Raw genomic sequence first — 14,761 nt, forward strand, 5'->3', positions numbered from 1 at the left:
TGTTCAACTGACCGGCGAATCGGCGCATTTCGCCGTATGTGGTGAGGGTCGCCACCAAGAACCAGCCAGCTGGGTCAGATCACGCCGCGACGCACCACGCGATGCGGCACAGTCGGCGGACACGCCGCGCACGCAGCACCAGCACCACTGATGACATCGCCATCAGGACCACAGCATGGAGGGGGAGCAGCAAGGTGAGCATGACGGCCTCCGCGACGGCCACCGGATCGGGACGGTCCGGCCAGGGAACACCTCCGGGACCCGCCTCCGGAACCGGCGCGGGATTCGGCTTCTGCCGTGTCACCATCGTCGCGCCCGACAGCCGGATCGACGTGGCGCTGCCCGACGACATCCCGGTCGCCGACATCTACCCGGAGATCCTGCGCCTTTCCCGGCAGAGCCCGGCCGAAGGTGCCCCCGTCGGCTACCACCTCGTACGTCGTGACGGCGCCGTACTGGACAGCGCCCGATCCTTCGCGGCGCAACGCATCCTCGACGGCGAGCTCCTCACCCTGCGTCCGTTCTCGGAGTCGTTGCCGCCTGCCGTCTTCGACGACGTGTCCGAGGCCGTCGCCTCCGCGGTGACGCGCGATCGCACGCTGTGGAACGGCGACTCGACGCGCGTGGCAGGACTCATCGGCGGCGCCGTGCTGCCGGCCCTCATCGCCTTCGTGGCCTGGACCGCGGAGCCCCGCCACGACATGAACAGCCTGCCGGGCATCCTCGCCGCAGTCGCGGGCCTGCTGCTGCTCACCCTCGCCTGCGTGCGTGCGCGGATCTACGACGACCGGGCCTCGGCCATCGGTCTCGGCCTCGGGGCTCTGCCGAACCTGGCCGTGGCCGGCTCCGGTCTGCTGCCCCTGACCGAGGGGCAGGGCATCGGCAGGCTCCAGTTCCTGCTCGCCTGCACGGCCGTACTCATCGCCTCGGTGATCCTCACCCTGGTGTCGCCGCGCGGGGACGGCCCGTTCGTGGCCTTCGTCTTCGCCTCCGCCGTCGGCCTGCTCACCGTGTTCATCGCGACGCTCAGCAACCTGGAGCCGATCGAGACCGCGGCGCTCTGCTCCCCGCTGGCCGTGGGTGCTCTCGCGTTCCTGCCGGGTCTGTCCATGCGGTTCGCCCGTATCCCCATCGGCTTCGAGTCTCCGCATGCCGCACGCAACGAGTACGGCGCCGAGCCAGAGCCGCAGCAGCCGGTCGACGCCGAGCGCATCGCCGCCCAGGCCCGCCGTGGTCATGAACTGCTCGTCGGCCTGGTGGGTGGCTGCGCCCTGGTGTCCGTCGGTGCGGCCGCGGTGCTCGGCTTCTCCGACGATGTCTGGGGGCAGTTGCTTGCCCTCGCCACCGGCATCGTGATGCTGATGCGCGCCCAGCTCTTCCGTTACGCGGCTCAGGTCGCGTCCACGCTGGCCGCGGGCCTGGCGGCACTCGTGCTGCTCGGGCTCGGCCTCTGCCTCAACCCGCCGCACGCGCTGATGCGCGATGCCCTGCTCGGCGACAGTTCGGCCCTCAACGTACGAACGCTGTGGCTGATCGCGGCGATCGCTGCCGCCTCCGTACTGGTCACCGCCGTAGGCCTGATCACGTCACGCCGAGGAGTCACCCCCTTCTGGGGCCGCTTCACGGAAATCGCGGAAGGCTTCGTCCTGCTGACGCTGGTCCCGCTGACCCTGGCGGTCTTCGACGTGTATGCCTCAGCGCGAGCCCTGACCAGCTGACAGCTGCGCTCTGTGCGTCAGCCTGCGTCCCGGCTGCCCTCGCCTGCTGCCGGTTCCAGGTCGAACTCCCCGTCCCGGGCTCCGAGCACGAAGGCCCGCCACTCCGCCTCGGTGTACCGCAGCACCGTCTCGGGCTCGATCGACGACCGCATGGCCACGGCGCCGTCCGGTAGGTACGCGATCTCGACCCGTTCCTCGTGTGCCTCGGTGCCCGGCGCGCTGTGCCACTCCACGCCGGAGATGTCGAGAGCGTAGAGCTCGTTCTTCTCGCGCTCTTTGCGAGCCTGGACGTCCTCGTGCTGTGCCTCGGCCATGGCGCGACGGCCCCTTCCACCTGAGCGAACCAACCGTGGGCTCAGACTACTTGGCGGGCCGGAAGGTACGCAGCGCAATGACCTCGTCACCCGGGGTTTCCGTCGCGATCCCTCAACCCTGAACGGAGGGTGGCGATAGCGCGGAGATAAGGTGACGCGCGCATCGTGCGGAACCTGAACCAGTGGGTATTTGCGGTGAGTTCACCCGTGACTTCGCACGACGCGACGCCCCTTCGAGCCAGAAAGGCCCTGCCGCGTGAGCTACGGCCCGCCCCATTCCCCCTTTACTCAGTCTGTCCTGAGCGCGGAGAGGGAGAACAAGAAGCGTCGCGCGAGGGCGCTGGCCGTTCTGCTGGCAGTGGTTCTCTGCGTGGGCAGCGGTGTCGTTTGGGCGGCGGCCGACGGCGATCAGCCGCAGGCGAAGAAGCAGGCCCCCGTGCGGCAGGCGCCGGACGACATCCGGGACACCGTCGAGAAAACTCCCCGGAGCCCTGAGGCCAACCTCGCGGTCGACTACAACGAAAAAGAGTTCAAGAAGAGGTTCGGGCGCGAGACCGTCCACGCGCCCGGCGCGTGGGCGACGGAGAAGAACTTCGTCCGGGGGACCGGGAGCACGCTCAAGGGCTTCAAGTTCGGCACGTTCGAGGAGGACTGGTCCACCGAGCTGACCGGCCCGATATGCGACACCACCCGCCATGTCACCGCCGACGGACGCACGGCTGTCCTGCTCCAGGAGAGGGGCGACAAGCCCAAGGGCAAGGACGAGAAGAGCAAGGACGACAAGGGCAAGAAGAAGAGCAAGAAAGACAAGAAGAGCAAGAAGAGCAAGAAGGGTAAAAAGGGTAAGGGCGAGAAGGGCAAGGGGGAGAAATCCAAGGGCAAGAGCCCCAAGGTCGAGGACCCCGACAAGTACCTCTGCACCCAGCTGGCCTTCTTCGACCTGAACACCGGCGAGAAGCTCTGGCAGGTGAAGCTGCCCGACGCCAAGGGAGCGTTCGCGCCGAACACCAACGTGACCATGACGCGTGGCACGGTCGCTGTGGCCTGGGGTCACGGCTCGGTCGCGTACGACATGAAGCGCGGGCGGCAGCTGTGGACGGGCGCGACCTCCGCGGAGTGCCGGGACCTCGGCTTCGCGGGCGGGCGCGACTTCCTTGCCCTCGTCCAGTGCGGGGGCACCGAGGAGCCCCAGTTCAAGGTGCAGAAGGTGCGGCCACGGACGGGCGAGCCGGAGTGGACCTACAAGGTGGCGCGAGGAGTCGAGCGCGTCTACTTGGTCTCGTCCGACCCCGCGGTGCTTGCCGTCGCTTGCCGTCTCGACCGCCGGTACCGCCGTGACGGACTTGATCACCCTCGATGACCGAGGCGACTACCAAGCCACGATCGACATGCCGGAGGGCCGCTTCGTCGACAATTGCCACAAGCCGCTCTTCGGGACCGTGGAGACGTGTGACGCGATCGCGGTCGGGCGGGACCAGCTGTTCCTGGCGGCCTCCAAGGGGACGCCCGCGGACAACTGGATCGTCTCGTACGACCTCGGCACCGGGAAGACCGTCAAGAAGTTCGACTCGAAGCCGGACCGTCCGATGTACCCCTTGCGGGTGAGCGGCGGCAGGCTGCTCGCGTTCCGGCCGAGCGACGACGGTGTCTCACCGGCCGCCGTGGTGAGCCTTGACCCGCGTACGGGCAAGGAGACCCCGTATCTGCTCTTCGGCATGCCGGACCGCATCGGGATGGAGAATCCGGAGGAGAACGAGATCATCGTCGAGCACGGCCGGGTCTTCTTCGCCCCCCGGGAGCTGTCCGCGGAGGACAGTGGACCCTGGAAGGGCACGGCCTTCAGCGCGCTGGGAGTCGAAGGCGCCTGAAGCACAGAGCCTGAAGCGGTGTGGCGCCTGAAGCAGTGCGGGGTCTGAAGCAGCGCAGGCGGACAGGAGCCCTGTCGGCCGCCCACAAGCCGACTGGTACCCTGTGTAACGGCCGTATGTGTACGCGCCCCCGGACCCCCAAGGTCGACACCTCGACCAAGGACCTGAGGGCAGCGCCCAGCGGACCTCGCCTTCCGAGTTGTGGAAGCTCCCCTGCGATGTAGACCAGGGGCACTCGGTGGCCACGAAAAGACTACGAGGAGTAAGCGTGTCGCTCGACGCCGCTACGAAGAAGCAGATCATGACCGAGTTCGGCCAGAAGGAGGGCGACACCGGCTCCCCCGAGGTCCAGGTCGCCATGCTCTCGCGCCGTATCTCGGACCTGACCGAGCACCTGAAGACCCACAAGCACGACCACCACTCCCGTCGTGGTCTGCTGATCCTGGTCGGTCAGCGTCGCCGTCTGCTGCAGTACCTGGCCAAGAAGGACATCAAGCGCTTCCGTGCGCTGGTGGACCGTCTGGGCATCCGTCGCGGTGCGGCGGGCGCGAAGTAAGACATCGTGAAGGGAGCGGTTCCCACGCAAGAGGGGGCCGCTCCCTTTGCTGTACGTGCGCGTTGTCACCGACGCTTTGTAGTCTGGTGACATAAGCACGTCCCCGCGGGTAGGGATCACCATGGTCCAGCGCCTGGGGGACACCCAGTAGGACCTCACGAAGGAGAGGCGCACCAGCCGCCGCCGATCTTCGGTAGTGGCCCCCGGGCGAAACCCCCGGGAGCTTCGATCGAAGACCGGCCCGCACACACGGCGCGTTTCTCCGCACAGTCCCTGTCCACGAAGGACACATGGGGCGCCGCTCCCGGGCCACACGGGCCCAGGGGCGAGAAGACGAAACGTAGACACGTAGGAGAACAGTGGAGAACGAGACCCACTACGCCGAGGCTGTTATCGACAACGGCACGTTCGGCACCCGCACCATCCGCTTCGAGACGGGCCGCCTGGCCAAGCAGGCCGCAGGCTCCGCCGTCGCGTACCTGGACGACGACACCATGGTGCTGTCGGCCACCTCCGCTTCCAAGCGGCCCAAGGACCAGCTCGACTTCTTCCCCCTCACGGTGGACGTCGAGGAGCGGCAGTACGCCGCCGGCAAGATCCCCGGATCGTTCTTCCGCCGTGAAGGCCGTCCCTCCGAGGACGCGATCCTGACCTGCCGCCTGATCGACCGCCCGCTGCGCCCTTCTTTTAAGAAGGGCCTGCGTAACGAGATCCAGATCGTCGAGACGATCATGGCGCTCAACCCCGACCACCTGTACGACGTGATCGCGATCAACGCCGCCTCCTGCTCCACGCAGCTGGCCGGCCTGCCCTTCTCGGGCCCGATCGGCGGCACGCGCGTGGCGCTCATCAAGGGCCAGTGGGTCGCCTTCCCGACGCACACCGAGCTCGAGGACGCCGTCTTCGACATGGTCGTCGCCGGTCGCGTCCTCGAGGACGGCGACGTCGCGATCATGATGGTCGAGGCCGAGGCCACCGAGAAGACCATCCAGCTCGTCAAGGACGGCGCGGAGGCCCCCACGGAGGAGGTCGTCGCCGCCGGTCTCGAGGCCGCGAAGCCCTTCATCAAGGCGCTCTGCAAGGCCCAGTCGGACCTCGCCGCCAAGGCCGCCAAGCCCACCGGCGAGTTCCCGGTCTTCCTGGACTACCAGGACGACGTCCTGGAGGCCCTGACCGCCGCCGTGAAGTCGGAGCTCTCCCAGGCGCTGACCATCGCCGGCAAGCAGGAGCGCGAGACCGAGCTCGACCGCATCAAGGAGATCGCCTCCGAGAAGCTGCTCCCGCAGTTCGAGGGCCGCGAGAAGGAGATCTCCGGTGCGTACCGCGCGCTGACCAAGAAGCTGGTCCGCGAGCGCGTCATCAAGGAGAAGGTCCGCATCGACGGCCGCGGCGTCACGGACATCCGTACGCTCGCCGCCGAGGTCGAGGCCATCCCGCGCGTGCACGGCTCGGCGCTGTTCGAGCGTGGCGAGACCCAGATCCTGGGCGTCACCACCCTCAACATGCTCCGCATGGAGCAGCAGCTCGACACCCTTTCCCCGGTGACGCGCAAGCGCTACATGCACAACTACAACTTCCCGCCGTACTCGGTCGGCGAGACCGGCCGCGTCGGTTCGCCGAAGCGCCGCGAGATCGGCCACGGCGCGCTCGCCGAGCGCGCGATCGTGCCCGTGCTCCCCTCGCGCGAGGACTTCCCGTACGCGATCCGTCAGGTCTCCGAGGCCCTCGGTTCGAACGGCTCGACGTCCATGGGCTCGGTCTGCGCCTCGACGATGTCGCTGCTGAACGCCGGTGTGCCGCTGAAGGCCGCCGTCGCCGGTATCGCCATGGGTCTGATCTCCGAGGAGATCGACGGCGACACGCACTACGTCGCCCTCACCGACATCCTCGGTGCGGAGGACGCGTTCGGTGACATGGACTTCAAGGTCGCCGGTACGAAGCAGTTCGTGACCGCGCTCCAGCTCGACACCAAGCTCGACGGCATCCCCGCCTCGGTCCTGGCCGCCGCGCTGAAGCAGGCCCGAGACGCGCGTCTGCACATCCTCGACGTGATGAACGAGGCGATCGACGTTCCGGACGAGATGTCCCCGAACGCGCCGCGCATCATCACGGTCAAGATCCCGGTGGACAAGATCGGTGAGGTCATCGGCCCGAAGGGCAAGATGATCAACCAGATCCAGGAGGACACCGGCGCCGACATCACGATCGAGGACGACGGCACCATCTACATCGGTGCCGCTCAGGGCTCGCAGGCCGAGGCCGCCCGCGCCACGATCAACGGCATCGCCAACCCGACCATGCCGGAGGTCGGCGAGCGCTACCTGGGCACGGTCGTCAAGACCACCACCTTCGGTGCGTTCGTGTCCCTGATGCCCGGCAAGGACGGTCTGCTGCACATCTCGCAGATCCGCAAGCTCGCCGGCGGCAAGCGCGTGGAGAACGTCGAGGACGTCGTCGGCGTGGGCCAGAAGGTCCAGGTCGAGATCGCCGAGATCGACTCCCGCGGCAAGCTCTCCCTCATCCCCGTCGTCGAGGGCGAAGAGGGCGACGACTCGAAGGACGACACCGACAAGTGACGTCGCGTAGCACCACGACGACGGCCCGCCCCTCTTCGGAGGGGCGGGCCGTCGCCCGTACCCAAACCCTCCTCAAGGGCAAGGACGGCATCGGCACGGTCCGCCGTACGACGCTGCCGGGCGGCCTCCGTGTCGTCACCGAGACCCTGCCATCCGTACGGTCGGCGACCTTCGGGATCTGGGCGAACGTCGGATCCCGTGACGAGACGCCGTCCCTGAACGGCGCCACGCACTACTTGGAACACCTGCTCTTCAAGGGCACCAAGAAGCGCAGCGCCCTCGACATCTCGGCCGCGCTCGACGCGGTCGGCGGCGAGATGAACGCCTTCACGGCGAAGGAGTACACGTGCTACTACGCACGCGTGCTCGACACCGACCTGCCGCTGGCCATCGACGTCGTCTGCGACATGCTGACGGGCTCCCTGATCCTCCAGGAGGACGTCGACGCCGAGCGCGGCGTCATCCTCGAAGAGATCGCGATGACCGAGGACGACCCGGGCGACTGCGTGCACGACCTGTTCGCGCACACGATGCTCGGCGACACCCCCCTCGGCCGCCCCGTCCTAGGCACCGAGGAGACGGTCAACGCCCTCACCGCCGAGCGGATCCGCCGCTTCTACAAGAAGCACTACGACCCGACCCACCTGGTGGTCGCGGCCGCGGGCAACGTCGACCACAACAAGGTCGTACGTCAGGTCCGTGCCGCCTTCGAGAAGGCCGGCGCCCTCCACCGCACCGACGCGACGCCGGTCATCCCGCGCCAGGGCTCCCGCGCCCTGCGCACGGCGGGCCGCGTCGAGGTCATCAACCGCAAGACCGAGCAGGCCCACGTCATCCTCGGCATGCCGGGCCTGGCCCGCACGGACGAGCGCCGCTGGGCCATGGGCGTCCTGAACACCGCCCTCGGCGGCGGCATGTCGTCCCGCCTCTTCCAGGAGGTCAGGGAGAAGCGCGGCCTGGCCTACAGCGTGTACTCGTACACGTCGGGCTTCGCCGACACCGGCCTCTTCGGCGTGTACGCGGGCTGCCGCCCGAGCCAGGTGCACGACGTGCTGAAGATCTGCCGCGACGAACTCGACCAGGTCGCGCAGGACGGCCTGAGCGACGACGAGATCGGCCGCGCGATCGGCCAGCTCGCGGGCTCCACCGTCCTCGGCCTCGAGGACACGGGCGCGCTGATGAACCGTATCGGCAAGAGCGAGCTGTGCTGGGGCGAGCAGATGTCGGTCGACGACATGCTGGCCAAGATCTCGGCGGTCACCCCGGACGAGGTCCGCGAGGTCGCCCGTGACGTCCTCGGCCACCGTCCCTCGCTGTCGGCCATCGGTCCGCTCAAGGACAAGCAGGCCGCGCGTCTGCACGAAGCGGTCTCCTAACTCGCTCAACTCCCTTAAGGAATCAGGCACATGAGCAAGCTGCGCGTGGCGGTCATCGGAGCCAAGGGCCGGATCGGCTCCGAGACCGTCCGAGCCGTCGAAGCCGCCGACGACATGGAACTGGTCGCCGCGCTTGGCCGGGGCGACTCGCTGGACACGCTGGTGGAGACCGGCGCCCAGGTCGCGGTCGAACTGACCAACCCCGACTCGGTGATGGGCAATCTCGACTTCTGCGTACGGCACGGCATCCACGCCGTGGTCGGTACGACGGGCTGGACCGACGACCGCGTCGCGCAGCTGGAGACCGCGCTCGCCGCGTCGCCGAAGACGGGTGTCCTGATCGCCCCGAACTTCTCCATCGGCGCGGTCCTCACCATGAAGTTCGCGCAGATCGCGGCGCCGTACTTCGAGTCCGTCGAGGTCGTCGAGCTGCACCACCCGAACAAGGCCGACGCCCCCAGCGGCACCGCCACGCGCACCGCCCAGCTCATCGCCGAGGCCCGTCGGGAGGCGGGCAGCGCCCCGCAGCCCGACGCCACGACGACCGCGCTCGACGGCGCCCGTGGCGCGGACGTCGACGGCGTTCCGGTGCACTCCGTGCGGCTGCGCGGCCTCCTGGCCCACCAGGAGGTGCTGCTCGGCGGCGAGGGCGAGACCCTCACGGTCCGGCACGACTCGCTGCACCACAGCAGCTTCATGCCGGGCATCCTGCTCGGCGTACGCCGTGTGGTGAGCACTCCGGGCCTGACGTTCGGCCTGGAACACTTCCTGGACCTGAACTGACGGACCGGCTGACCCTCATGCGAGCAAAGATCACTTACGCCGTCACGGCTGCCGTCCTGGTCGTCTACTTCGTCCTGGTCGGCAGCCGCGGTGTGCTCCTGATAAAGCACGGCACCGCGCTCACCGTCACCTTCGGTGTCGCGGTGCTCATCCTGCCGTTCATCGGTGTCTGGTTCCTCTGGAAGAACACCCAGTTCGTCCAGCGCGCCAACCGCCTCGCCGCCGAGCTGGAAGCCGAAGGCGGCCTGCCCGTCGACGAGTTGAAGCGCACGCCCGGCGGCCGCATCGACCGTGACTCGGCCGACGAGGTCTTCGCAAGGCGCAAGGCCGAGACCGAGGACTCACCGGACGACTGGCGCTGCTGGTTCCGCCTCGCCGTCGCCTATCACGACGCCCGGGACACCCCGCGCGCGCGAAAGGCGATGCAGCGCGCGATCGCGTTGCACGCGGGCAGGCCTGTGAACGTCTGACGTCTGACGTCTGCGATCAGGCGGTGGGCCGGTACTCGTCGGCCCACACCTCGATGGAGTCGGCAGCCCGGTTGAAGGCCTCGTACCGGGCCAGGAAGTCGGCATTGCGGTCGGTGAGCAACGGCTGCTGCCCCTCGGCCCGCTGATCCCGCCGTACGAGGACGAGTGCCTGCCCCTGCACGGTGCGGGGCAGCCCGAGCCACCGCACGGGCTGCTGCGTCGTACGCACCGTCACGACCTGCGCCCACGGCACGGTCTGCGTCGTCAGGAAGGCCACACGACGCAGGCCGTGTGCGCTCACCCAGGTGCCCATCCGCAGCAGCCGCAGCGCGCTCACGATGACGACCACCGCGAGGCCCGCGCAGACGGCGGCACCCGCGAGTGAGTCCGCGAACGCGATGACCACGGCGGCGACGAGGACGTACGAGGCGAGCAGCAGAAGCAGCGCTGCCGCCCCCACCCGCCACGGACCCGGCCGGTAGGGCCGCCGCCAGTGGTCGCGGTCGTCGAACGGCAGAGCGGCGTCGTCCGCCGACTCGTCAAAGGCGCGGTCCGCCGTCAGGAAGGGCAGGGGCACGACTGAATCCTCACTCAATCCACGCACGGGCTGTGCCCGGTGAGGCTACCGAGCCCTGCTCCGGGCTACCACCCTTGGGGGGCCATGGGGGTGCCCCCACGCTTTTAGGGCAGTGGGGGAGAGTCAGGGGGCGTTCGTGGCCGTCAGCGACCGTCCGAGGCCTCGGACTGCTGATTCTGTGCGGGTGACTGATCGGGAGACAGGGCGGGCATGCCGAACAGCAGGGAACCCGCTAGTCCGGCGACCACGACCAGGCCGACCAGGGTTCGGCCCACGACCTGAGCGGCCGACGCACGCTCTCGGGGTGGGGGAGTGACGTTACTGCGGAACTTGTCGGCTTCGGCGATGAAGGCGAACGGGACTGGCTCGCGCCGACGGAACATGGGGTGCGTTTCTCCTCACGCGACTCGAACTTAACTCTGTTGTCCAGTCAGACGCTCGAAACGGCCAATTGGTGCCCGGTTTCGCCAAATTCGCCGAAGATTGTCGTGGCGAGCCACCGAACGGCCGATTGTCAGTGCCGGGCCATAGAGTGGGCGCCGCCCGAGTGATGCACATGGAAGGACCCCGCCAGTGAGCGAGACCCCCACCGAAGACCTCAAGCCCAGCTTCCGCAGCGAGGTCACCGTCGAGTTGGTGAAGCACGCCGCGACCGACTCCGACGTCCTGTGGGCCGCCCGTGTCTCCACTGCCGGGGAGCAGTCCCTGGAAGAGCTCCAGAAGGACCCCGAGCGCTCCAAGGGCCTGATCAACTACCTGATGCGGGACCGCCACGGCAGCCCCTTCGAGCACAACTCGATGACGTTCTTCATCAGCGCCCCGATCTTCGTCTTCCGCGAGTTCATGCGGCACCGCGTGGGCTGGTCGTACAACGAAGAGTCGGGCCGCTACAGGGAGCTCCAGCCGACGTTCTACGTCCCGGACGAGTCCCGCAAGCTGGTCCAGGAAGGCCGCCCCGGGAAGTACGTCTTCGTGGAGGGCACCCAGGCCCAGCAGGAGCTCACGGGCCGCGTCATGGAGGACTCGTACCGCCAGGCGTACGAGGCCTATCAGGAGATGCTCGCCGCCGGCGTCGCCCGCGAAGTCGCCCGCGCGGTCCTGCCGGTAGGCCTCTTCTCGTCGATGTACGCGACGTGCAACGCCCGTTCGCTGATGCACTTCCTCGGCCTGCGTACGCAGCACGAGCTCGCCAAGGTCCCGTCCTTCCCGCAGCGGGAGATCGAGATGGTCGGCGAGAAGATGGAGGAGCAGTGGGCCAAGCTCATGCCCCTCACGCACGCCGCGTTCAACGCCAACGGACGTGTGGCTCCGTAAGGCACTGATGTACGGGTGGGCTGAGTGAGGTGTCCGTATTGCGGCATTTCGAGAAGTTCATCTAGCCTGATCAAACGGACCCGGCACTGCTTGAACCCCCGAGCAGGCAGTGCCGGGCTCCTCACTTGTCAGGTCCGCACACATCCCCCGAGGGGGGACCACGCGCTGAGCAGCGAGTAGCGTGTTACCCATGGCTCCGACCTCCACTCCGCAGACCCCCTTCGGGAGGGTCCTCACCGCCATGGTCACGCCCTTTACGGCGGACGGCGCACTCGACCTCGACGGCGCTCAGCGGCTCGCCGCCCACCTGGTGGACGCAGGCAATGACGGCCTCGTCATCAATGGCACCACCGGCGAGTCCCCGACCACCAGCAACGCGGAGAAAGCCGAGCTCGTACGAGCCGTAGTAGAAGCGGTCGGAGACCGCGCCCACGTGGTCGCAGGCGTCGGCACGAACGACACCCGCCACAGCATCGAGCTCGCCCGCGACGCTGAGCGGGTCGGCGCCGACGGCCTCCTGACCGTCACGCCGTACTACAACAAGCCCCCGCAAGAGGGTCTGCTCCGGCACTTCACGGCGATCGCCGACAGCACCGAGCTGCCCGTCATGCTCTACGACATCCCCGGCCGCAGTGGCGTACCGATCAACACCGAAACGATCGTGCGCCTCGCCGAGCACCCGCGGATCGTCGCCAACAAGGACGCCAAGGGCGACCTCGGCCGCGCCAGCTGGGCCATCGCCCGCTCCGGCCTCGCCTGGTACTCCGGCGACGACATGCTGAACCTCCCGCTGCTCTCCGTCGGCGCCTGCGGCTTCGTCTCCGTCGTCAGCCACGTGGTCACGCCGGAGCTGCGCGCGATGATCGACGCGTACACCACGGGTGACGTACAGAAGGCCACAGAGATCCACCAGAAGCTGCTCCCGGTCTTCACCGGCATGTTCCGTACGCAGGGTGTGATCACCACGAAGGCCGCGCTCACCTTGCAGGGCCGCCCCGCGGGACCGCTGCGGCTGCCCCTGGTCGAGTTGTCGCCCGACGAGACGGCCCAGCTCAAGATCGACCTCGCCGCGGGCGGGGTACAGCTTTAGCCACTGACTTCACAACTGAATACGCGAAACACCGCGGGACACAGTCCTGCACCCACACCAAACAACTGCTACTGCACGAACGTCATGCGCGCCACGTGCCCCGGAGGTACGTGGCGCGTGTGGTGAGGAGAGTCTTTTGAGTCATCCGCATCCTGAACTCGGCGCCCCGCCGAAGCTCCCGAAGGGCGGCCTGCGGGTCACCCCGCTGGGCGGCCTCGGTGAGATCGGCCGCAACATGACCGTCTTCGAGTACAACGGTCGCCTGCTGATCGTCGACTGCGGAGTGCTCTTCCCCGAGGAGGAGCAGCCCGGAATCGACCTGATCCTGCCGGACTTCACGTCCATCAGGGACCGCCTCGACGACATCGACGGCATCGTGCTCACGCACGGCCACGAGGACCACATCGGCGGTGTCCCGTATCTCCTCCGCGAGAAGCCGGACATCCCGCTGATCGGCTCCAAGCTGACCCTCGCGCTCATCGAGGCGAAGCTCCAGGAGCACCGCATCCGTCCGTACACGCTGGAGGTCGCCGAAGGTGACCGCGAGCGCCTCGGCCCGTTCGACTGCGAGTTCATCGCGGTCAACCACTCCATCCCGGACGCACTGGCCGTCGCCGTCCGCACCCCCGCGGGCATGGTGGTCGCCACCGGCGACTTCAAGATGGACCAGCTGCCGATGGACGGCCGCCTCACCGACCTGCACGCGTTCGCGCGGCTGAGCGAGGAGGGCATCGACCTCCTCCTCTCCGACTCGACGAACGCCGAGGTCCCGGGCTTCGTCCCGCCGGAGCGCGACATCTCGAACGTGATCCGGGGCGTCTTCGCCGGCGCCCAGAAGCGGATCATCGTCGCGAGCTTCGCCAGCCACGTCCACCGCATCCAGCAGATCCTGGACGCCGCCCACGAGTACGGCCGCAGGGTCGCGTTCGTCGGCCGCTCGATGGTCCGCAACATGGGCATCGCCCGGGACCTCGGCTACCTCAAGGTCCCGCCGGGCCTGGTGGTCGACGTCAAGACGCTTGACGACCTGCCGGACCACGAGGTCGTGCTCGTCTGCACGGGCTCGCAGGGTGAACCGATGGCCGCCCTCTCCCGGATGGCCAACCGCGACCACCAGATCCGCATCGTCCAGGGCGACACGGTGATCCTGGCGTCGTCGCTCATCCCGGGCAACGAGAACGCGGTCTACCGCGTGATCAACGGCCTGACCCGCTGGGGAGCGAACGTCGTCCACAAGGGCAACGCGAAGGTGCACGTCTCCGGCCACGCGTCGGCCGGCGAGCTCCTGTACTTCTACAACATCTGCAAGCCCAAGAACCTGATGCCGGTGCACGGCGAATGGCGCCACCTGCGCGCCAACGCCGAGCTGGGCGCCCTCACCGGCGTTCCGCACGACCGCATCGTGATCGCTGAGGACGGCGTCGTCGTCGACCTCGTCGAGGGCAAGGCCAAGATCGTCGGCAAGGTCCAGGCGGGTTACGTGTACGTCGACGGCCTCTCCGTGGGCGATGTCGGCGAGTCCGCGCTGAAGGACCGCAGGATCCTCGGGGACGAGGGCATCATCTCGGTCTTCGTGGTGGTGGACTCCAGCACCGGCAAGATCACCGGGGGCCCGCACATCCAGGCACGCGGCTCCGGCATCGACGACTCGGCCTTCTCCGCCGTCATGCCGAGGGTCCAGGAGGTCCTCGAGAAGTCGGCCCAGGACGGCGTCGTCGAGCCCCACCAGCTGCAGCAACTCATCCGCCGCACGCTGGGCAAGTGGGTCTCGGACAACTACCGCCGACGCCCGATGATCCTTCCCGTCGTCGTCGAGGTCTGACCCCGACACTGCGTGAACTAGGAGCGGGGCGCCTCGATTTGCATCGGGGCGCCCCGCTCCAGTACGTTTACGTCTCCGCCTGAACGGGAAGCACCCGGCACTCACGTGCTCGGAGCAAGCCCGGACGGGGCGGGGAATTCCGACTCAGAATCTCTGATAAAGTCGGAGCCGCCGGAAAGGGAAACGCGAAAGCCGAAAGGCCGGAGCGGGAACCGGAAAGGCACCGAGGAAATCGGACACGAAAGAGTCTGATAGAGTCGGAAACGCAAGAACAGCAAGACAAAATGAAACACCGAA

General features: G+C 68.0%; 15 protein-coding genes. 11 read left to right on the forward strand and 4 right to left on the reverse strand.

Going from position 1 to position 14,761, the window contains the following annotated elements; genetic code table 11:
• Positions 1 to 79: 79 nt before the first annotated feature.
• Positions 80 to 202: a hypothetical protein gene (locus ACWGI2_RS36225; protein WP_453700094.1), complete on the reverse strand. Its 123-nt coding sequence runs from the start codon at positions 200 to 202 to the stop codon at positions 80 to 82.
• Between ACWGI2_RS36225 and eccD the strand changes: the two genes are divergently transcribed.
• Complete coding sequence (gene eccD, locus ACWGI2_RS36230; RefSeq protein ID WP_453700096.1) at positions 195 to 1,718, forward strand: type VII secretion integral membrane protein EccD; 1,524 nt, start codon at positions 195 to 197, stop codon at positions 1,716 to 1,718. The genes ACWGI2_RS36225 and eccD overlap by 8 nt on opposite strands.
• Positions 1,719 to 1,735: 17 nt before the next feature.
• Here the strand turns inward: eccD and ACWGI2_RS36235 are convergent, their stop codons facing one another.
• Positions 1,736 to 2,032 (reverse strand): DUF397 domain-containing protein, encoded by a 297-nt coding sequence (locus tag ACWGI2_RS36235; RefSeq protein ID WP_453400861.1) that lies wholly within the window; start codon positions 2,030 to 2,032, stop codon positions 1,736 to 1,738.
• Positions 2,033 to 2,402: 370 nt separating this feature from the next.
• Here ACWGI2_RS36235 and ACWGI2_RS36240 point away from each other — a divergent pair, with 370 nt between their 5' ends.
• The 7 genes from ACWGI2_RS36240 (at position 2,403) to ACWGI2_RS36270 (ending at position 9,661) form a co-directional block, all read left to right on the forward strand.
• The gene (locus ACWGI2_RS36240; RefSeq protein WP_453700097.1) at positions 2,403 to 3,392 is read left to right on the forward strand and encodes an outer membrane protein assembly factor BamB family protein; all 990 of its coding nucleotides are present in this window, start codon (positions 2,403 to 2,405) and stop codon (positions 3,390 to 3,392) included.
• Complete coding sequence (locus ACWGI2_RS36245) at positions 3,367 to 3,900, forward strand: hypothetical protein (protein WP_453700099.1); 534 nt, start codon at positions 3,367 to 3,369, stop codon at positions 3,898 to 3,900. Before ACWGI2_RS36240 ends, ACWGI2_RS36245 begins: the two co-directional genes overlap by 26 nt.
• A gap of 268 nt (positions 3,901 to 4,168) precedes the next feature.
• Entirely contained in the window at positions 4,169 to 4,456 is a 288-nt protein-coding gene (gene rpsO, locus ACWGI2_RS36250; RefSeq protein WP_160507553.1) for a 30S ribosomal protein S15, read from the forward strand.
• Positions 4,457 to 4,815: 359 nt separating this feature from the next.
• A complete protein-coding gene (locus ACWGI2_RS36255) occupies positions 4,816 to 7,032 on the forward strand; it encodes a polyribonucleotide nucleotidyltransferase (RefSeq protein ID WP_453400859.1) in 2,217 nt (738 codons plus the stop codon).
• Positions 7,029 to 8,408 (forward strand): M16 family metallopeptidase, encoded by a 1,380-nt coding sequence (locus tag ACWGI2_RS36260; RefSeq protein ID WP_453400858.1) that lies wholly within the window; start codon positions 7,029 to 7,031, stop codon positions 8,406 to 8,408. Before ACWGI2_RS36255 ends, ACWGI2_RS36260 begins: the two co-directional genes overlap by 4 nt.
• A gap of 30 nt (positions 8,409 to 8,438) precedes the next feature.
• Positions 8,439 to 9,191 (forward strand): 4-hydroxy-tetrahydrodipicolinate reductase, encoded by a 753-nt coding sequence (dapB, locus tag ACWGI2_RS36265; protein WP_453700101.1) that lies wholly within the window; start codon positions 8,439 to 8,441, stop codon positions 9,189 to 9,191.
• 17 nt (positions 9,192 to 9,208) lie between these two features.
• Positions 9,209 to 9,661 carry a hypothetical protein gene (locus tag ACWGI2_RS36270; protein WP_453700102.1) on the forward strand — a complete coding sequence of 151 codons (453 nt, stop codon included), beginning with the start codon at positions 9,209 to 9,211 and terminating at the stop codon, positions 9,659 to 9,661.
• A gap of 16 nt (positions 9,662 to 9,677) precedes the next feature.
• Here the strand turns inward: ACWGI2_RS36270 and ACWGI2_RS36275 are convergent, their stop codons facing one another.
• Both ACWGI2_RS36275 and ACWGI2_RS36280 read right to left on the reverse strand, forming a co-directional pair.
• Complete coding sequence (locus tag ACWGI2_RS36275) at positions 9,678 to 10,238, reverse strand: hypothetical protein (protein ID WP_453400856.1); 561 nt, start codon at positions 10,236 to 10,238, stop codon at positions 9,678 to 9,680.
• Positions 10,239 to 10,381: 143 nt separating this feature from the next.
• Positions 10,382 to 10,621: a hypothetical protein gene (locus tag ACWGI2_RS36280; RefSeq protein ID WP_160507559.1), complete on the reverse strand. Its 240-nt coding sequence runs from the start codon at positions 10,619 to 10,621 to the stop codon at positions 10,382 to 10,384.
• A gap of 190 nt (positions 10,622 to 10,811) precedes the next feature.
• Between ACWGI2_RS36280 and thyX the strand changes: the two genes are divergently transcribed.
• The 3 genes from thyX to ACWGI2_RS36295 all read left to right on the forward strand — a co-directional run bounded on the left by thyX (position 10,812) and on the right by ACWGI2_RS36295 (position 14,464).
• Positions 10,812 to 11,552 carry an FAD-dependent thymidylate synthase gene (thyX, locus tag ACWGI2_RS36285; RefSeq protein ID WP_363310590.1) on the forward strand — a complete coding sequence of 247 codons (741 nt, stop codon included), beginning with the start codon at positions 10,812 to 10,814 and terminating at the stop codon, positions 11,550 to 11,552.
• Between the two features lie 190 nt (positions 11,553 to 11,742).
• Positions 11,743 to 12,642, forward strand: a complete 900-nt coding sequence (gene dapA / locus ACWGI2_RS36290) for a 4-hydroxy-tetrahydrodipicolinate synthase (RefSeq protein ID WP_453700104.1) — start codon at positions 11,743 to 11,745, stop codon at positions 12,640 to 12,642.
• 136 nt (positions 12,643 to 12,778) lie between these two features.
• Positions 12,779 to 14,464 carry a ribonuclease J gene (locus ACWGI2_RS36295; RefSeq protein WP_453700105.1) on the forward strand — a complete coding sequence of 562 codons (1,686 nt, stop codon included), beginning with the start codon at positions 12,779 to 12,781 and terminating at the stop codon, positions 14,462 to 14,464.
• Positions 14,465 to 14,761 lie beyond the last annotated feature (297 nt).

It is taken from the genome of Streptomyces sp. NPDC054866 (assembly GCF_053610745.1).